16 protein-coding genes are annotated in these 19,704 nt (G+C 46.8%); 3 read left to right on the top strand and 13 right to left on the bottom strand.

Annotation, left to right across the window (positions count from 1 at the left end):
* Positions 1–69: 69 nt before the first annotated feature.
* The 3 genes from FZD51_RS20465 to FZD51_RS20455 form a co-directional block, all read right to left on the bottom strand.
* On the bottom strand, positions 70–912 hold the full coding sequence (locus FZD51_RS20465) for a sugar ABC transporter permease (protein WP_094768262.1): 843 nt from the start codon (positions 910–912) through the stop codon (positions 70–72).
* A 1-nt stretch (position 913) separates the two neighbouring features.
* Positions 914–2,194 carry a carbohydrate ABC transporter permease gene (locus FZD51_RS20460; protein ID WP_148976448.1) on the bottom strand — a complete coding sequence of 427 codons (1,281 nt, stop codon included), beginning with the start codon at positions 2,192–2,194 and terminating at the stop codon, positions 914–916.
* Between the two features lie 204 nt (positions 2,195–2,398).
* On the bottom strand, positions 2,399–3,673 hold the full coding sequence (locus FZD51_RS20455; RefSeq protein ID WP_148976447.1) for an extracellular solute-binding protein: 1,275 nt from the start codon (positions 3,671–3,673) through the stop codon (positions 2,399–2,401).
* A 326-nt stretch (positions 3,674–3,999) separates the two neighbouring features.
* Between FZD51_RS20455 and FZD51_RS20450 the strand changes: the two genes are divergently transcribed.
* Entirely contained in the window at positions 4,000–5,763 is a 1,764-nt protein-coding gene (locus tag FZD51_RS20450; RefSeq protein ID WP_148976463.1) for an alpha-glycosidase, read from the top strand.
* 125 nt (positions 5,764–5,888) lie between these two features.
* The gene (locus FZD51_RS20445; RefSeq protein ID WP_148976446.1) at positions 5,889–7,256 is read left to right on the top strand and encodes an MATE family efflux transporter; all 1,368 of its coding nucleotides are present in this window, start codon (positions 5,889–5,891) and stop codon (positions 7,254–7,256) included.
* A gap of 34 nt (positions 7,257–7,290) precedes the next feature.
* Here the strand turns inward: FZD51_RS20445 and FZD51_RS20440 are convergent, their stop codons facing one another.
* The 4 genes from FZD51_RS20440 to asnB all read right to left on the bottom strand — a co-directional run bounded on the left by FZD51_RS20440 (position 7,291) and on the right by asnB (position 13,087).
* Positions 7,291–8,127 carry a phytoene/squalene synthase family protein gene (locus FZD51_RS20440; protein ID WP_148976445.1) on the bottom strand — a complete coding sequence of 279 codons (837 nt, stop codon included), beginning with the start codon at positions 8,125–8,127 and terminating at the stop codon, positions 7,291–7,293.
* On the bottom strand, positions 8,120–9,589 hold the full coding sequence (locus FZD51_RS20435; RefSeq protein WP_148976444.1) for a phytoene desaturase family protein: 1,470 nt from the start codon (positions 9,587–9,589) through the stop codon (positions 8,120–8,122). Before FZD51_RS20435 ends, FZD51_RS20440 begins: the two co-directional genes overlap by 8 nt.
* Positions 9,516–11,099 (bottom strand): phytoene desaturase family protein, encoded by a 1,584-nt coding sequence (locus tag FZD51_RS20430; protein WP_148976443.1) that lies wholly within the window; start codon positions 11,097–11,099, stop codon positions 9,516–9,518. Before FZD51_RS20430 ends, FZD51_RS20435 begins: the two co-directional genes overlap by 74 nt.
* A gap of 140 nt (positions 11,100–11,239) precedes the next feature.
* A complete protein-coding gene (gene asnB, locus FZD51_RS20425) occupies positions 11,240–13,087 on the bottom strand; it encodes an asparagine synthase (glutamine-hydrolyzing) (RefSeq protein WP_148976442.1) in 1,848 nt (615 codons plus the stop codon).
* A 454-nt stretch (positions 13,088–13,541) separates the two neighbouring features.
* Here asnB and FZD51_RS20420 point away from each other — a divergent pair, with 454 nt between their 5' ends.
* Entirely contained in the window at positions 13,542–14,105 is a 564-nt protein-coding gene (locus FZD51_RS20420; protein WP_148976441.1) for a DUF2777 domain-containing protein, read from the top strand.
* 54 nt (positions 14,106–14,159) lie between these two features.
* Here the strand turns inward: FZD51_RS20420 and FZD51_RS20415 are convergent, their stop codons facing one another.
* The 6 genes from FZD51_RS20415 to FZD51_RS26295 form a co-directional block, all read right to left on the bottom strand.
* Positions 14,160–15,254: an ABC transporter permease gene (locus FZD51_RS20415; protein ID WP_148976440.1), complete on the bottom strand. Its 1,095-nt coding sequence runs from the start codon at positions 15,252–15,254 to the stop codon at positions 14,160–14,162.
* Positions 15,251–16,513 (bottom strand): ABC transporter permease, encoded by a 1,263-nt coding sequence (locus tag FZD51_RS20410; protein WP_148976439.1) that lies wholly within the window; start codon positions 16,511–16,513, stop codon positions 15,251–15,253. Before FZD51_RS20410 ends, FZD51_RS20415 begins: the two co-directional genes overlap by 4 nt.
* An 11-nt stretch (positions 16,514–16,524) precedes the next feature.
* Positions 16,525–17,457, bottom strand: a complete 933-nt coding sequence (locus FZD51_RS20405; protein WP_148976438.1) for an ABC transporter ATP-binding protein — start codon at positions 17,455–17,457, stop codon at positions 16,525–16,527.
* Between the two features lie 244 nt (positions 17,458–17,701).
* Positions 17,702–18,334: a response regulator transcription factor gene (locus FZD51_RS20400; RefSeq protein WP_148976437.1), complete on the bottom strand. Its 633-nt coding sequence runs from the start codon at positions 18,332–18,334 to the stop codon at positions 17,702–17,704.
* Positions 18,331–19,437, bottom strand: a complete 1,107-nt coding sequence (locus FZD51_RS20395; RefSeq protein ID WP_148976436.1) for a sensor histidine kinase — start codon at positions 19,435–19,437, stop codon at positions 18,331–18,333. The genes FZD51_RS20400 and FZD51_RS20395 overlap by 4 nt, the downstream gene beginning before the upstream one ends.
* 83 nt (positions 19,438–19,520) lie before the next feature.
* Positions 19,521–19,688, bottom strand: a complete 168-nt coding sequence (locus tag FZD51_RS26295; protein WP_187445838.1) for a hypothetical protein — start codon at positions 19,686–19,688, stop codon at positions 19,521–19,523.
* Between the last annotated feature and the right edge of the window lie 16 nt (positions 19,689–19,704).

The raw sequence follows: 19,704 nt of genomic DNA, 5'->3' as shown, positions 1-19,704 counted from the left end.
TCAAGCTGAGCTGCCATAAGGAAACAACCCTTTAAGCAGCCCAGCTCTAAAGTCACTAACCCTTTAAGATTAGCCTTTTGTGCCCCCGGCAGTCAAACCTGAAACGAAATATTTCTGGAATGATAAGAATAAGATTGAAATCGGGATTGCAATCAGGACAGATCCGGCAGCGAACGTTGTGAATTCGGCTCCATACTGTCTTGATACAAGCTCATACAATCCAACGGCAAGTGTATATTTTTCAGGTGTTCTTAGCATGACCTTTGCCAGGATGAAGTCCGTAAACGGTGCAATAAACGTAAAGAGTGCAACGACTGCAACAATCGGTTTCGCAAGCGGCATGATGATCTGCCAGAAAATCCGGAAGTGGCCTGCTCCATCCATCCTTGCACTTTCATCCAGCTCTTTAGGGATGCTGTCGAGATATCCTTTCATCAGCCAAGTGTTCATTGGAATGGCCCCGCCTACATAAATGAGGATGAGCCCGAGATGGGTATCCAGCAGGTTTGTTACCTGTGCAAGGACGAAGATCGCAATCAATGCTGCAAAGTTAGGCACCATCTGAAGAATCAGGAAAGTGGTAAGTCCATTTTTCCTGCCGACAAAGCGGTAACGTGAAAAAGAGTAAGCCATCAAGCTGATGGTGATGACAGATGCCAGCATGGTGATTACGCAGATTTTCAACGTGTTCCAATACCAGATCAGATAATTGCTTTCTTCCGGGTTGAATATCGTCTTATAATGGGCAAATGTCGCATTTTTCGGGATGAGTGATGAATTGGTCAAGCTTGTTCCAGGCGTCAGTGATGCTCCAATGGCCCAAAGAATCGGATAAATGATGATGACCGCCATAAAAAGAATGACAAGATAGGTCAGTGACAGCCTGATGAATTTTTCTTTTTTTGTAGTCATATCACATCATATCCTCCTCTTTGAAAGCTTTTGTCCTTCTGAATTGCCATAATGCCACGGAAATGACTATCGCAGATAGAATCATTGTGATGGCTGCAGCCATTCCGTACTCAGATTTCGTGACAGTCAGATTATAGATCCACGAAATCAGGATATCGGTGCCGCCTGCATTTTGGTCTGAGATAGCAGGGCCGCCCATATTGAATAGATAGATAATATTGAAGTTATTAAAGTTAAAGGTATATTGCGTAATCAGGATCGGTGCGATGGACAGCATGATCAGCGGGAAAGTAATATTCTTGAACTTCTGCCAAATCGTCGCTCCATCCACTGTTGCCGCTTCATAAAGTTCATCCGGTATCGCCTGCAGCACACCTGTGACCATCGCAAAAATGAACGGGAATCCAAGCCAGGTCTGGATCATGATGAGAGCGATCCTTGTCCACAGGGCTTCAGTCATCCAAGGAATCGGACCGATTCCAATGAAATCCAGGACTACATTATTGATGGCACCGAACGTTTCATTGAACAGGCCGGAAAAAATAAGGATGGATACAAATGCCGGTACGGCCCATGGCAGGATCAGGATTGTCCTGATGATCGCTTTCCCTTTCAGATCCTTCTGGTTGACAAGCACTGCCAGGAACACCCCAAGGGCGATCTGGAATGTTGTCGCACCGAACGTCCAGATGATCGTCCAGGCAAATACGTTTACGAAAGTATCTCGCCAGATATCCAATGTGACCAGTTTGGCGAAGTTGTCTAATGCCACCCAGTCCATCAGCTTCGCAGGCCACTGATGATACAGGTTGTAGTTTGTGAACGAAAGCAAAAGCACGAACACAATCGGCAGGATGACCACGAAAACCAGCAGGAAGAATCCCGGAGTGATCATCAAGTATGGGAAACCGGAATCTATCAATGTATGATATTGCTCTTTTATCGAGCTCAGGTGCTTGCCCAAGTCCCGTTTCTTTCCATTTTTATAGGCATCGAGGATGTTGATGAACATAAACCCTGCCGCGAATAGAAGAAGGATGACGGAAATGATTCCGTATACCAGGAGGAAGATGGAATTATCCCTCGGCAGCTTTTCTCCGAGAGTGACAAGTCCCCAAAGGCCAATATTGAGGAAGTCCTTAAAAGCAACGATGAATGATAGTGTTAGAATTAAAAAGGCGATGCCTTTGACAAATTGTTTATTATACATTTGGCCAAGTCCCGGGATGATGGACAGGCCTGCAGCAATTTTCCTATGGTTTGAACGGTATGCTTCTTCCATTGAAAGGATGCCCCTTTCTATCTGATTCCCATAAAGGGCGATTTTTTTAGTGGATTTTTCTTTGCGGCACTATTGTCTTTCTAAAGAGCCAAAGCTATGCCTATTGGAATATATATTTCTATAACCCTGCTCTCTTTGACGCTTAATAAAATGGGAGGCAGTACTCCACCAAGGAGTACCGCCTTTTCCCTTTATTGCTATAGATCAGTTTCCGCTGTGGTTCGCTTCGATCTGCTGTTCAATAGTCTTAACAGCATTATCGAGCGCTTTTTTGGATTCTGATTTACCAGTAATGATTGTTTCTACCGCTTTTTTCATAGGATCCCAAACTTCAGCCATTTCCGGTACACTTGGCATTGGAACAGCATACTGTGACTGCGCCATAACTGCTGCAGCACCTTCGTTGTTTTTAACGAACTCAGGATCTTCCATCAATGATTTCAGCGGCGGGATTTCTCCAGTCAGCTCAAAACGCTTCTTGGCATTTTCTTCATTTGTAATGAATTCAACGAATTTCTGTGCCCATTCCTGGTTTTTGCTGAAGTTTGTAACAAACCAGCCTTTAACACCCATGAATGTTTTAACAGGCTCGCCATTTGGAAGCTTAGGCATAGCTGCTACTCCATAATCAATGCCAGCATCTTTATAATCCTGGAATGCCCAAGGTCCGTTTTGAACCGCAATGGCTTTTCCTTCTTTAAAAAGACCGTTCATATTGTCGTTGGACTTTTCTCCGATGATGCCTTTCGGGAATAACCCTTCTGCATACCACTTTTTGATATAATCTGCTGCTTCTACAGAAGCATCGTTATTCAGGCCGATATCAGTCACATCCACTTTGCTGTCTTTCTCGCCGAATACATATCCGCCGAATCCGGAGAATACGCCGTGTGCATGATAGAAATCATCCCAGATTGCCAGGAATCCGTAGTTGCCGTCTTTTGTTACTTCCTGTGATTTAGTATAAAGATCTTCCAGATTTTCCGGAACTTCAGGAAGCAATGCTTTGTTATAAATGAAAACCGGTGTTTCAGTAGCTTTCGGAAGTCCGTAAAGCTTGCCTTCATATTTCAGCGCATCTACTGAAGAGCTAGTGAATTGGTCAAGGATCTCATCGCTAACTTCAAGTTCCTTAATATACCCTTTTACCATCGCAGGTCCAGTGCCGTCATGAGACATTGTGATAACATCCGGCGCATTGGCTGTATTGCCATCCAGTGCAAGGTTTTCCTGCATCTTTGTGATATTCAATTCCTTGAATTCAATTTTGATGCCGTGTTCTGCTTCAAACTTGTCTGCCGCATCTTTAAGAGCGACTCCTTTATCTGTATCTTCCCAAACAATCAGCTTCTCAGGTTTGTCCGAGCCGCCTTCTGTTTTTTCTCCTGCAGTGCCTGGTTCTTCATCTTTAGGACCGCAAGCAGCCAGCACTCCAAAAACCAGGACGATCATCATAAATAATGATAAAGCCTTCTTCATTTTGACCCCTCCAAAGAAATTATATTTTTCTAGTACAACCGTTTGCACAAATCGCCGCATAAAAGGCAACTGAAAGCGTTATCAGGTTATTTGAAAAAAATAACCGCTGGTACTTTTCAGGACAGCCGCCTGTGAAAACGATTGCACAAACTTTAACTTTATTATACTTGCTATTTTCATTTTGACAACCCCTTTTTTTATCATTATGCCGAAAAAGTTAATATCGGACATAAGAGCTCCAGCTTGAATGAAAGCCCGTTCTTTGATAAATTTTAAAAAAGTCAATTGCGATGCAATCGATTGCACAAGAGAGGGGAAAATATATGCTGGAAAGGTCGTCAATATTTCACCAGCCTGCTGACAGCTTTGCGTATGCCTATAGCGAAAACATACTGCATATCAGGCTGAAATCCAAGAAAGGCAATATTGAGGAAGCTGAATTGATTTACGGAGACCAATATGAATGGAATGAAGATGGCTGGGTAAGCCGCCGGATCCCGATGAAAAAAACGGGATCCGACCAATTATTTGATTACTGGCTGGCTGAGCCCGAGCCTGAGTTTAAAAGGACAAGATACGGCTTTTGCCTGAAGTCCGGGGAAGAGCAGGCCGTTTATACAGAAAAAGGCTTCTTTGACAAGGTTCCTGAAGATCCCGGCAGCCTCTTCTGCTTCCCATACCTGCACGCAAGCGAGGTTTTCAGGGCTCCGGAATGGGTGAAGGATACGGTATGGTACCAAATTTTCCCGGAAAGATTCGCTAATGCTGATGAATCCTTGAATCCCCCGGATACGAAGCCATGGAGAAGCGAGGAGCCCCAGCCTGATAATTTCTTTGGCGGCGATTTCCAGGGAATCATTGACCATATAGATTACCTTGCCGGACTGGGTATTACCGGGATTTACTTCACACCCATATTCAAGGCATACTCCAACCATAAATATGATACAATAGATTACTATGAAATCGACCCCCAGTTCGGGGATAAAGAAACGTTCCGCGAGCTTGTGAAGATTTGCCATGAAAAAGGAATCAAAGTCATGCTCGATGCTGTTTTTAATCACAGCGGCTATCAGTTTGCCCCTTTTCAGGATCTTCTGGAGAACCACGAAGAATCTCAATATAAAGATTGGTTCCATGCTGAAGAATTTCCGCTGGAAGGCGGAGAACGTCCAAATTATTCCACCTTTGCGTTTGTCGAGTCCATGCCAAAGCTCAATACGCAAAATCCGGAAACAAAGGAATACCTCCTGGAGGTTGGTCGCTATTGGGTCCGGGAATTCGATATCGATGGCTGGAGGCTGGATGTTGCCAATGAAATCGATCATCAGTTCTGGCGCGAATTCCGTGCTGAAGTGAAGAGCATCAAACCGGATCTTTATATCCTCGGGGAAATCTGGCATGACAGCATGCCTTGGCTCAGGGGCGACCAGTTCGATGCTGTTATGAATTACCCATTCCTGACAAATGTCCTTAATCTATTTGCTAAAGAAGCAATCAGCCCCCGCCAATTTGCGGAAAATATGGTCTCTGTTATCCATATGTATCCGGATAATGTTAACGAGGCTGCTTTCAATCTGGTTGGAAGCCACGATACTCCAAGGGTTCTGACCGAGTGCGGGGGATCTCTTGAAAAGGCAAAGCTGATTTTCACATTCATGATGACCTATATCGGGACTCCCTGCATCTATTACGGAGATGAAGTGGGACTTTCCGGCGGCATGGACCCGGGATGCCGGGAATGCATGCCATGGGATGAAGAAGAATACAGCATGGAAATGTACGAACACACAAAAAAACTCATTCAGTTGCGCAAATCAGAGCCCCTGCTGGCAAATGAGGGAGCTCTGGAGTTTCTGGAGCTTCCTGAAGAGAGTACAGTTGCTGCATTTGCCAGAAGTTCGGGAAACAGGAAGATTGTGATTCTCTTAAATGCTTCAAGTGAAGAAGCCTCATTCTCCCTCCCATTTCCCCTGAAAGGGAAAAAAATCATTGATCTGCTGACGGATGAAGAGTATGCAGCTGAAGCAGATTCCCTGTCTGCAGAATTGGAAGGCTACGGGGCGGCCATATTGTCCTTTGAGCTTTAAAAATTTCAAACCACAATTTATAAGGCTGGCACCTCTGCCAGCCCTTTCTTTGCGCATAATGACTTCCCGGGGAGGCGCTCTTTTATCTCAAAGAATCACACCGAATTGTTTAGGAGATATGCAATATGAAACAACCGAAAAAGAATTTAACTTTATTTGCCCTCACCTGGCCTATTTTCATTGAAATACTGCTTCATATGCTGATGGGGAATGCTGACACGCTTATGCTGTCCCAGTATTCTGATAACTCTGTAGCTGCCGTCGGCGTTTCAAACCAGATCCTGTCCCTCATCATTGTAATGTTTGGATTTGTAGCAACAGGCACTAGCATCCTGGTTGCCCAGAACCTGGGGGCAAAACAGCCGGGAAAAGCCGGTGAAATATCGGTGGTATCCCTTGGGACCAACCTTTGCTTCGGCATACTGCTCAGCGCAGTCTTGATCATTTTTGGCAAGCCTTTGCTGAAGCTGATGGATCTGCCTCCGGAACTGATGGAAGAAGCAAACATTTATCTTGTAATTGTCGGCGGCTTTTCCTTTGTCCAGGCACTCATCATGACCATCGGGGCCGTCATCAGAAGCTACGGATTCACAAGAGATGTTATGTATATAACCATCGGGATGAATATTTTGAATGTTATTGGAAATTATCTTTTCATCTTCGGCCCTTTTGGGATTCCTGTACTGGGCGTGGAAGGTGTGGCCATCTCTACTGCTGTCAGCAGATCGATCGGCCTTGCTGCTTCCATCCTGGTGCTGATCAGGCGTACGGAAGGAGAACTGCCCTTCAGGCTCCTTTTCCGCTTCCCGAAGGAACATCTGCGGAATCTTCTGCAAATCGGCATCCCTTCTGCCGGCGAGCAGCTGTCTTATAATGCCTCCCAGATGGTCATCACCTATTTTGTGGCAATGATTGGAACAGAAGCCTTGACGGCGAAGGTTTATGCCCAGAATCTGATGATGTTCATTTTTCTATTCAGCCTCGCCATCAGCCAGGGAACCCAGATCATGATCGGGCATATGATCGGGGCAAGAGAATTTGCATCGGCCTATAAAAGGTGCATCAGAAGCTTGAAGCTCGCTATTGCGATTTCAGTGGGAGCAGCTGTCGTTTTCACCTTTTTCTCTGATTCATTACTGGGCATCTTTACGGATAATCAGGATATCATCAAAGTTGGAAGCACGCTGATTCTTTTGACCATCATCCTTGAACCCGGCCGCTCCTTCAATCTGGTCGTCATCAGCTCGCTAAGGGCAGCTGGCGATGTAAAGTTCCCTGTCTATATGGGCATCCTTTCCATGTGGGGTGTGTCTGTCACCATTTCTTATATCGCCGGGATCCATTTCGGACTCGGGCTTATCGGGGTATGGATCGCCTTCATTGCAGATGAATGGCTGAGGGGCATCCTTATGCTTTGGCGATGGCGCTCCAAAGTATGGATGGAAAAATCGTTCATCGGCAGGGCCAGCAAGGAGAAAGAAGCTGCCGGCTAAGAGACAGCAAGGCCTGGCGGCAGCCAGGCCTTTCTTATATTGTAGCGAGGAGCCTTGCTTTTTCTTCCTTCGTCACATAATTTCTTGCTCCAAATGAGTTATATCCGTTCTTCCGGATTTTATTAAGAATGGCCCTGTAAAGGACGGCAGCACCCTTGACTGGCGTCCTCGAAGAAGGAGGATACAAGTGGATCGTTTCCAGCGCTTCTTCATAATATTGCTCGGCGATTTTCGCCAGCTCCTCGAACAGACCGAAAAAAGCGGCATTCAGCTGGCCTGACTGCAGTTCTTCCTCCTTATATCCGTGCTTCTCCATCAATGCTGCAGGAAGATAAACCCGATCTCTTTTGAGGTCATCGCCAATATCGCGAAGTATATTGGTAATCTGCATAGCCTGCCCCAGCTTAATGGCGCCATGCCTCAGCTGCCCTGCATTTTCAGGCGCAAGGACAGGGAGCAGCATCAGGCCGACCGTACTCGCCACATGATAGGAATAGTGAAGAAGTTCATCGACAGTATAATATCTTAATTTGTGCAGATCCATCTTCTGCCCTTCAATCATTTCAACGAAAGGAGTGCTGTCCATGTCAAAGCTGCCGAAAACGTCCCTGAGCGCCGTCCACAGCATAACATCTTGATGGGGCAGCCCGCCTTCGAGAAATACGGCAAATTCTTTTTCAAAAGCAGCCACCTCCTCCTCCGGAGAGTCTCCTTCATCCACAATATCATCCACCCTGCGGCAAAAAGCATAAATGGCCCAGACAGCCCTTTTTTTCTCAGGCGGCAGGAAAGAAAAAGCCCGGTGAAATGTGGCTGAATTCTTTTTGATGACCTCTTCACAATATTGATAGGCCGCTGCAGCTTTATCCAACGATCGACACTCCTTCCGTTTGTGGATTCTTTTTATGCTCATGCTTTACATGGTCAGCCAGCATCTTTGCTCCCTGCAGGACAATCGGGATCCCTCCGCCAGGATGGACGCTTGCACCGACCGCATAGATATTCTTTTCCTTGAATGGCCTCAGCTGGGGGCGGAAGATGCCTGACTGGAACAGGGAAGGAGCTATCCCAAAGCTTCCTCCCCCATACAGTCCCTCGCGGAGAGCATCCTCAGGAGTCCTGACCTTCATCCATTCTATATGATCGCGCAGACCGGGGAAGCTATCCTTTTCCATCCGGCTGATGATCCTGTCAACATACTCATCCTTGCTGCTCCAGTCGATATGTTCACCTGATGGAGCGGGTATGAGGGCATAAAGGACGCTTTTCCCTTCAGGTGCAAGGGAATCATCGATCGCTGAAGGGTAGAATGCATAATAAGAAGGATTTTCAGGAAGCTGCTGATGTTTGAATATCTCTTCCATGCTTTTATTAAAATCACGGCCGATGAAAAACTGGTGCACCATCGCATCCTCATACACTTTGCCGATCCCGAAGTAGAGGAGCAGACAGCCGGAAGAGGCTTTATAATTTCTCCTGCGGTCAAGCAGCTCTTTTTCCGCCACAGGAAAATCGCCGTTGAGGATGAAGGAGTCATATTTTTCTTCCTGTCCATTGATGATGGCTCCCTTGGCCTCGCTGCCATCAGTGAGCAGCTTTTCAACACGGCTCCCAAGGCGGATTTCTATTCCCTTCTCCTTAAGAAGTTCTTCAAGCTTCCCGATCAGGCTGGCATAGCCCCCTTTCACATAAAAAATGCCATGCTTGTGCTCACTGTAAGACACAAGACTGTAGATGGCAGGGGTGCTCAGCGGATTGCCTCCGATATATAATGTCTGCAGGGCATAGGCAATCCTCAGTCTTTCATCCTTGAAATAAGATGAAAGCTGTTTATCGACACTTTTGTGGGCGTTCATTCTCGCTAAAGAGGAAAGTGTCTCTTTATTCCAGAAGTCTCCCTTCTCCAAAAAAGGACGTTCCAGGAACTGGGGCCTGCCCATATGGAATCGATAGTCCATATCCTTCATAAACCTTTGAAACCCTGCGAGGCTTTCAGGAAATTTCCGGCTTATTTCCCGTTCCTGCTCACCTATGTCAGCATGCTTGGTATAATCAGTTCCGTCCGGATAAGTAATTTTATAGAGCGGGTCCAGCCTTATCATTTCATACTGGTCCCTGCCAAGCCCCGCTTCTGCCAAAATACTCTCGATCATATCAGGGAGCAGGACGATGGTTGGCCCCTGATCGATCCGGAAGCCTCCTTCCTCCATAAAAGCAAGCCTTCCGCCAAGCTTATTTTCCTTTTCCAGAATGACGACTTCATGGCCATCGTTTGCCAGCAGCAGTGCTGTTGTCATGCCGCCGATCCCGCCGCCGATAATCGCTGTTTTCATAATGCCTCCTCCAGTCCCGGGAAGGCAATTGCAGCCCGTCTTTTTCCAGTATCATTTTAGCCGTAATCCTCGCAGACTCCAATATGGTCGGCAGCCCGCTGCCAGGGTGGGTCCCTCCGCCGACCAGCCAGGTATTCCCCGCTTCCTCAAATCGGTTATGCGGCCTCAGAACCATCATCTGTGAAAGCTGATGCCCCAGATTGAAGGTTGCGCCTTTATAGACATGCAGATCTTCTTCCCAGTTTTTAGGACTGATTATTTTTTCAAATTCTATATGATCCCTTAAGCCTTTAAAGCCGGTCTTCCTTTCTACAATATCCAGAACAAGATTCCTGAACTCTTCCTGCCTGCTGTCCCATTCAACGCCGCTGAAGTTATTCGGCACAGGTGCAAGGATATAAAGTGCAGATTTCCCTTCCGGCGCCAGTGTCGGATCTGTGGCAGACGGGTTCTGGATATAGATGGAAGGGTCTCCGGATAAGCTGAGTGTTTTCGTGATTTCTTCTACATTCCTTTTGTAATCCCCGGCAAAGCAGATGGTGTGGTGCGGGAGGTCATACTGCTTATCGAGCCCGAGGTAAATCATGAACGTGGAACAGGAATATTTCTTTTTTTCGAGTTTGCGGGTTTTATATTTTTTCAGACTTCCCTCATTCAGGATCGTGCTCATCGCTTTGGCAAAATCGGCATTGATGATGACTTCATCAGCAGGTACTTTCTCACCTGATTCCAGGATGATTCCCCTGCTGTCACGGCCTTCCATCCAAAGGCTCTTCACGCCCTTGCCGAGATGGATCCTGCCCCCATGCTCCCTGGTGACTTTCGCCATCGCTTCCGGCAGCTGGTTCAAGCCTCCGATCGGATGGTAGATCCCATACTCATGCTCCATAAAGGAAAGGATTGAAAAAGCGCCAGGGCATTCCCATGGAGACATCCCCAGATATTTAGACTGGAAAGTAAAGGCGAGCCGAAGCGTTTCACTGTCAAAATAACGGGAAAGCACATCATATAAGCTTTTGCCAAGAGACAGTTCAGGCAGCGCTTTGATGACCTTCCAGCTTAAATAGTGCCGGTACCTGTCCATCCGTGATTGCAGGATGGGCATCAATGCTGACATTTTCCTTTCTGTATCTTCCATGAAACGGATATAGCCGCCGCCATTCCCGGGGAACTTTTCTTCTATCCTGCGGACCATTTCTTCCCGGTCGCTTGTCATATGAATTCCGGCATCCTCAAAGACCAGTTCATACATCTCTTTTAATTCCTTAAGCTGCAGATAATCAGAGAGTCTTCTGCCGCTTGCTGCGAAAAGCTCTTCAGCAATATGGGGCATACTGAGAAAAGTAGGCCCGATGTCAAAAGTAAAACCGTTCTTTTTTATGCTCCCTGTCCTGCCCCCCAGATATGACTGCTTCTCATAGACATCCACCTCATATCCGCGGCTGGATAGGAGCATGGATGCAGCGAGCCCCCCGGGTCCGGCCCCGATGATTACGATTTTTTTAGCCATCTTCTGGCCTCCTTTTATATTCCGATATTATACAATAGTTATACAAACATTATACAGAGATACTTTGAAACTGGCAATCTTTAAGGTATCAGGTCTCTTCGGATACAAAGAAAAGAACCTGCAAAAAGCAGGCTCCAGGGTCAATCAGCAATATTAATGTTGTATTCTTTAAACCATATTTCCATCTGGACAAGATGGGCAAGAAGCTGGGGCCCTGTCATCAGCTGGCCGAACCATGGCTCCTGGAAGGAATTCCCCTCTGTTTCGGTTATGTTCTTCAACTGTTCTGCATCAAAGAATTCATACAGGGCAGAGCTTCTGTCTGCCAGAATTTCGGAGAGCATGCCTTTTACAGCTTTCGTATACTCTGGATTATGGGTTTTCGGATACGGGCTCTTTTTGCGGTATAAAATCTCATCCGGAAGGATCCCTTCAAGAGCCTTGCGCAGGATTCCTTTTTCCCGGCCGCCGAGCATCTTCATCTCCCATGGGATATTCCATGCATATTCGACCAGCCTGTGGTCAGCAAACGGGACCCTTACCTCAAGGCTCGCTCCCATGCTCATCCTGTCTTTGCGGTCCAGCAGCGTCGTCATGAACCAGATCTTATTGAGGTAGAAAAGCTCCCTCCTTCTTGCCTCCTGAGCGGTTTCCCCTTCAAGCACAGGGGTCTCAGCAACGGTTTCCCTGTATTTGCTGTGCATATATTCTTCAAGCTGGAGCTTCTCCCTCCAATGCGGCTTCAGCAATTGCTGCCTTTCCTGAATCGAACGCATCCATGGAAAGCCGCTGCGGTTCAAATCATCCTCTCGGTGAAACCATGGGTAACCCCCGAATATCTCATCAGCGCATTCACCTGAAAGGCTTACGGTAAAGTCATGTTTGATTTCTTTACAAAACCACAGCAGCGAAGAATCGACATCTGCCATCCCCGGCAGATCCCTCACAAGGACGGCTTCCCTCAGATGTTCTGCCAGCTCGCCCTGAGAGATGATGCTTGCGTGATGGATGGTCTGGAATTCTTCGGTCATCTTCCTGATAAAAGCTCCGTCAGAGTTAGGCTGAAATTCATTTGCCTTGAAATGCTTATCATTATCTTCATAATCAATGGAATAGGTGTGCAGCGGCCCTTTTCCCTCTTTTTCATAGGCACGGGAAGCAACCGCCGTAATGGCACTCGAATCAACCCCGCCAGACAGGAAGGTGCATAACGGCACATCTGACACGAGCTGTCTTGTGACGGCATCTGTAAATAAATGCCTCACCTTTTCAGCTGTTTCCTCCAGATTGTCCGTATGCTCCGCACTTTTCACATTCCAATAGCGCCACATTTTTTGCCCTTCCCTTGATAATGCCAGCGCATGGGCTGGCCTAAGCTCTTTTATTCCTCTAAAGACTCCGCTGCCAGGGGAACGGGACGGCCCGAGGCCAAATACTTCAGCCAGCCCTTCACGGTCAATCTCAGTACGCACTTCCGGATGGGCCAGGATCGCTTTAAGCTCAGAGCCGAAAATGATCCCCTTTGCAGTTTCTTTATAAAAAAGCGGTTTAACGCCAAGGCGGTCTCTTGCAATGAACAGGCGATTTTCCTCCTCGTCCCATACGGCAAAGGCAAATATCCCATTCAAGTGGTCCAGGCAATTTTCTTTCCATTCTATATAAGCTGTCAGCAGAACTTCTGTATCAGAATGAGTGCTGAAAGAATATCCTTTTATAAGGAGTTCTTTTCGGATATCTTCTGTATTATAAAGCTCGCCATTATAGCATATTGTATAAACGCTGCCTTTTGCCTGCCTGGACATCGGCTGTCTGCCGCCGGCAGGATCGACGACGGAAAGACGTTTATGGCCAAATCCCGCGTGGATATCGGTCCATACATTTGTATCGTCCGGCCCGCGCTTTGCCAGTGTTTCCGCCATTTTCCCGACTGCTGCAGCCTCTTTTCGCAAATCTCTGCTAAAATCAATCCAGCCCGTTATTCCACACATTCTTCATCATCCTTTCGTCAGCGGAAATCAGGTATCATCCTTTTGCATGATGACATTGTATGCAGGGCCTAGGAAATGGTTAATTGTCCCGTATGGATGATTATTCAAAAATAATAATGTCAGAAAATCTGACCATCTTATTGATTTAGGCAGAGATACAGAACCACTTGATAGAAAGTCAGGTTTGCCGCACTACGCTTGCCTCTTTTTCATGAACTCCTATCATTATTTCTGCCCTTTGAAGGCTCCATGAACATTCTTAATGATTCAATTTAAATGTATAAACTATTCAAGTATACCGATTGGCTATTTTTTCACCTGTGATCTTAACATTCACCAGGACTCCTGCCAGTACGAGAGCCAGCGATTTTCATTCTTTGGGAGAGCTTAGCGGTTATAAATTCCTGACTTTATGTCTAAAAAGGATGTTGAAGGAATCATATGGAGGTACAAGATGAACAGACAGCAGCGAACCAAACTCTATGAGTTCCAAACCCGGGCATTCATGCTTGGCACAGTCGAATGCATCAACGAGCAGTGGGTTTTTTTCGATGAAGAAACAGAAGAAGCCTCAATATTGGATGAATTCCTCCATCAGGAAATAGAAGTATTGCGGTATAAGCGGTGGAAAAAAGGTGTCTTATTTGAAAATGGGCGAATCGGACTTGCGGATGAAGTGATTTCACTGAAAAACCAGGACAGCATCCGGATGAAAAAACACCTCACCTTCTCTCTCGAAAGATTGCTGGATGAAGTGAATGATGATGCCTTTTATCAATTTGTCACCACCTTGAATTCACTTCAATTCTCAATCTTCGACTGCATTTACTGCTATAACCACTTGAACTTCCTGCATGACAGCGAGCGGAAAAACGGAGTCAACTTCATTGTTTTTGATAACCAGGAATGCATCTGCAATGTCCAGCACCATTTCTGCTATTACGAAAAAAAGAGCGACCGGTTCGAATTCACACTCAACACAGGAAAAAGGCTCGTCATTGAAAAGATTACTCCTTGATAGAAGTAAAGGCATGGATTTGAATGATCCATGCCTCTTCTATCTTCTCTTCCCTCATACATGTCTCTTCTCAATAAGCCTTATCCCAAGCCCCATGAGGATTACGCCCATCAATAGGAGAATCGCTACTGGATAAAGCATATCCAGGATCGAGTTGCCGGACACCACAGCTCCCTTCATCATCTCCATTCCATAAGTAATAGGTATGAAGCGCGAAACGCCGACAAGCAGCTCCGAGCTGACAATTTCAATCGGCCAGTACGCCCCGCCGAGCATGGCAAAGCTGACGCTGATCAAAGGAATGATGCTGTTGAACTGGCTCATTGTTTTTACGAGCCCCGTCAGGAAAATGGAAAGCGCGACAATGGAAAACAAATACGGAATCACAGCGATCAGCACCGTCCCGAACCTTCCATTAAAATCGATACCTGCACCGAATTTAAAGACAAGAAACACAAAAATGATTTGGATGTACCCAACTAAAAAGCTCCAAAGCAGATTCGCCAGGTACATTTCCGCTTTAGATGTCGGTGATAAGATGAACCGGTCCCACAGTCCGGACTGCTTATCCCGCAGGATCTCGGCAACAGTAAAAGCCACCGTATAAATGGAAAAGAATAAAGTAAAGCCGAATAAAGACTGCAGCGGCTGGCTGTATTCAGCAGCATCTTTCTGATTGAAAGAGGATAGGACAAGCTGAAAGGCCGGTTCTTTTTCCGCCTCCTGAAAGACCTTTTCAGCCGCAACCGGATCGTCAGCAAGCTGGACAATCTGCTGTTCCTGCACTGATTTCATATAATAGCGTCCGATATACTGATTCAGCAGCTGAAGATTTTGCGAAGCCCCCGCATGATAAATTACATAGGAATCCTGGCCAAGCTCCAAGGCAGCCTCCGCGTTTCCTTCAGCCACTTTCTTCTTTGCTTCGTCTTCAGTCTGCAGGACGAACGAGAAAGTATCTCCTTTGTTCAACTCTTCTATGATTTCCTCATTGCTTCCATCTGCCGAAGAATACATCGGAATTTCTATTTTCACAAATGCGGACTGCCCGGTTAGATAGGCAAACGCCATGCAGATGATCGTAGAGGCAATTAAAGCACCAGGATTCCTCAATGTAAGGAGGATCTTCCCCCATAGCATTCCAATCATGCCGCCTCCCCCTTTCTAGGCTGCATCAGCAGTGCAGCGAACAGCAGTATGGCAGAAAATACAGCAAGGGACCAGAGCTGGCCGGCCGTTTCTCCAAGCGGATAGCCCTGAAGGATTTTCATGTAAGCTGATATTCCCGCTCCCCCGGGTGAATAAGACCCAAGACTTTCAAAAATGCCGCCCAGCTGGGAAACAGGAAAAAAGCTGCCTCCCACAAAAGCAAATACAGGGACAAGAAAATTGCCAAACACGCGGCCGGCCCTTTCTGAACTGCTTCGATAGTTTACTGCAGAAAGCAGGCTGGCAAAACTTCCAATCATGATGGAAATGACGCCTGTGATGATCAGATAGTCGATGATATCAGGATAAGACACATCAAAAATGAGTGCCGACAGGCCGAAAAGAATATTCAGCTGCAAAAAACAAACGATGGCCGCAGCAGAAAAGATGCCTGAAAAGAAAATATAATTGGGAACATCCGCAAGAAGTATCCTGTTGTACAGATGTTCTTCCTTCTGGGTATAAGCAAAGCTGGCTGCCGTGGTTGCCACGTAGAAGACAAACATCATACTCATTCCAATGGCATAATAGCTGACAGAGCTGACATCCTTTACTTTGCTGACAGATTCAATTGCGCCAAGTTCATCGATGCCAGCTTCCTTGATATCACCCGCTGAAATCCCAAGCTTCTGGATCCCCTGCCATAAGGAAATCTGCTCCTGGAAATTGGCCAGGAAATCACGTATTACCCCTGCCCTGAGTGCATCTGAATCATTCAGCTGCAATTCAAGCTCCGGGAGGTCACCTTCCTTCAACAGGCTGTGCCGGTAATAATCTGTGGTAAAGCCTGCCGGAATCGTCAGCATCGCGCTGTATTCCTCCTGGCGCTCTGAATCCAGCTCCTCTGAAATATAATCCACGCCGATGCTCCGGCTGAATTCTTCATCGCCGAAAACTTCCTCAATCAATATGGCGGCAGGGTTGAACATTTTCACTGCATTTACAGCTTCTTCCTTCGCTTCATCCGGCATAGGGAATTTCTTTATCATGGCGGCTGCTTCTGCGGCACCAGCTTCATAATCATCCTGGACCCATACTGCAAGCTTGATATCAAGATCCGGGATTTCATCGCTGTTCAGCGCTCCGAGCGCATTCCCCAGGATGCAGATCAATACAAACGGCATCAGGAGAAGGATGATCAGTTCACGCGGCTTGCGCCAAAAAAGCAGGAGATCCTTTTTGATCATTTGAAAAAGCATATCCTTCCCCCCTAATCCCTGAGCTGCCGTCCGGTCAGATGCAGGAATACATCTTCAAGGGTAGGCAGTTCTATATTGACAGCTGTTACAATTGTGCCGGTTTGCTCAGCTGAACGGAAGATGTCCTTCAGCAGATGGACCTGTTTAGGAACGATGATGGTCGCTGTCTGCTCTTGTACAGACAGCTGCCTGATTGCGGCATGCTCCTCCAGCAGGCGGATGAATTCCCCTCTCATCAGGTCAACCTTTATATTGATTGCCTGCTCAGCCGACAGGATGCTTTTGATTTCATCCTTTGTCCCGGAAGCGATGATTTCCCCATGGTCCATGATGTAGATCCTGTCGCACAGATATTCCACCTCTTCCATGTAATGGCTCGTATATAGAACTGTCATATTCTTTTCCCTGTTCAGGCGTTTCACGGTTTCAAGAATATAATTCCGGGACTGCGGATCGATGCCTACGGTAGGTTCATCCATAATGACCAATTCCGGTTCATGCAGGAGCGCAGCACCGATATTCAGGCGCCGTTTCATGCCTCCGGAAAATGTTTTCACCAAATCCTTTTCCCGGTCCTCAAGGCCGATCATTTCCAGTACTTCTTCTGTTTTTTGTTTTAGCCTCTGTTTGGGCAAACGGTGGATCCTCCCAAAGAATTCAAGATTCTCCCTTGCCGTCAGTTCATTATAAAGAGCAATTTCCTGCGGGACGACCCCAAGGATATTCCTTAGTCCGGACGGCTTCTGGAGGATGCTTTCATTTTTGACCCTTACATCCCCGCTCGTTGGCGATGTAAGGGATGAAATCATTGATATGGTTGTCGATTTGCCCGCCCCATTCGGGCCAAGGAGTCCTACGGTTTCTCCTTTTTCCAGATATAAATTCACGCCATTCACTGCGGTTTTATTCTTAAATTTCTTTATAAGCTCTACAGCCTCCAGCATTCCATCTCCCCCTTATTACCTTCAATATACAGCTTTAATGGAAAACCGCACTACTGTCTTCCGTCATTAAAACCAGCCTCCCGATGTGACCTCCGTCACTTTTCAAGGAGATTTCCGATAAACAGGCATGTAAAAGGGGCTATCCCTATAGCCCCTGGTTTTTTTCATAATATATTGCAGAATGAGGCAAACGGAGACTCCCGCCATCCCTGTCCATACTTGTTCTTAAAAACATCTGCCAATCTTAGAGAATATCATTCTTGACTGCAAAAATCGCAAGCTGTGTCCGGTCCCGCAGATCCAGCTTCTGCAGAATCTGGGTCAAATGATTTTTTACTGTTCCCACTGACAGATACAGCTCTTTTGCAATTTCCTTATTAGTTTTTCCATGCCCGATGAGCCTGGCAATATCACGTTCCCTGGGAGTAAGCGGAACTTCCGCCTCTTCACGGCATGAATGGTCCAGAAGCTTCGGCATCACTTTAGCGGCAACCTGTTCATGGATGCTGATGCCGCCTTCCAGGCAGCTCCTGATTGATTGCAGCAGGCGGGGGCCGTCAGAGGTTTTCAGCAAAAAACCATTTGTTCCCTCCCTCAAAGTCTGCAGTGCATAATCTTCGTCATTGAAAGTAGTCAAAATCAGTATCTTTACGGCTGGCCACCTTTTTTTGATCATCCTGGTCGCTTCTATGCCATTCATGACGGGCATTTGGATGTCCATCAGGATAATGTCTGCTCCATGGGATTCCATCTTTTCTATCGCTTCCTGGCCGTTTTCCGCCTCACCGGCTACAGAAAAGGCACCATCCTGTTCAATGATCATCCTCAGCCCCTGCCTGACAATCACTTGATCTTCGACTATTAATATCCTGTTCACTTTTTATCCCCCTTTACAGGAATGGACCCCAGGATGACAAACTGGCTGCCATCACAATAGATCTGGACAGTGCCTCCTGCCCCATGGACCCTTTCCCTGATGCTTTTAAGGCCAAAGCTTTCGTGAATGGGGCCCGGGCTATGAAAGGCATTCCTGATTTCAAAGGATATCCCCCCGACAGAGGAGACACCTAGAATGACATCAACTTCTCTTGATTCGCTGTATTTAAGGCAGTTCGTCAAAGCCTCCTGAATGATCCGATATAAAGCTATGCTATGTATATTAGGAAGAACAAGGCTTAAGACCCCTTGCTTGGTTGTAAAACGGATCCGCAGGCTGCTTTCACTCTCCAGCTTCCTCACCAGCTGGATGATGGCAGGGATTCCTTCAATCGCCTCTGATTTAAGGGCCCGCACTGCCCGCCTTGTTTCCTCCAGGCATTCCTCCACTGTCTGCTTCATTCGGGCAATGCTGGTGTTATGCTCCTTAAGCAGCATGCTCTGCATTTCCATTCCCAGCGCTGTCAGCTTATGTCCGACAGAGTCATGGATATCCCGTGCAATCCTTGTCCTTTCTTCTGCCCTTGCTGCCCCTTCATTCTTAAGAGCCAGCCGTTTGGCCTTCCGGTATTCTTCAAGCACCTGATCGTAAAGCTCCCTTAGCTCCTCAAGTCTGCAGCGCGCCGAATTCAGCCCGATGCAGGCGGCATATCCCACGCTCAGTGCCGCAATGGCCAGCATGACCGTTATGAGGGAAGGCTTGAGGATAATCATGGTGAAGGCCGCAAGTAAGGCTGTTCCGCCCAGAAGGCTGTAAAAAGGGGCCGGCCGGATCGACTGGGCTGCTTCGTACAAGTAAAAAAGCGCGGCCAACAGCAGAAAAGCCCATGCAGCCCTATCCAAGTAAATGGCAATCAGAGGGAGATCGAGCATCATCAAGGAATAAAGGATGAGCTTCCTTTCAGTGACTGCAAGCAGGAAATAAGCTGCGAAAGATAAGGAACAGCTGAAGAGATAAATGGGGCGGGCTGTGTTTTCAATGAAAAAGAACAGCCCGCCCCAAATAGCCGCCATAATCAGGAATCGTATATAAAAAGGTATCATCCGGTCCTCCTTCAAACTCAAGTACTACAGCCTGGACGGCCGTTCAGACAGCAGCACCCTGTCCAAAAAGATTTCAAAACCTGTCAGGATTTTTTTTCGGCAGATTCCTCGTTTTCTCGCTTTTTGATGGCTTCGAGCACTTCTTTCTGGGATAAAACCGGATGGCTGCTATACTTTCCTAATGCCTGGACAGCATACGTGATTACAATCAGCACAACAATAAGAATGATCAAGATCCATGCTCCTGACATACTTCTACCCCCTATA

The organism is Bacillus infantis, assembly GCF_008180445.1.
GTDB classification, from domain to species: domain Bacteria; phylum Bacillota; class Bacilli; order Bacillales; family Cytobacillaceae; genus Bacillus_AB; species Bacillus_AB infantis_B.
This window is presented reverse-complemented; position numbering and strand designations above follow the sequence as displayed.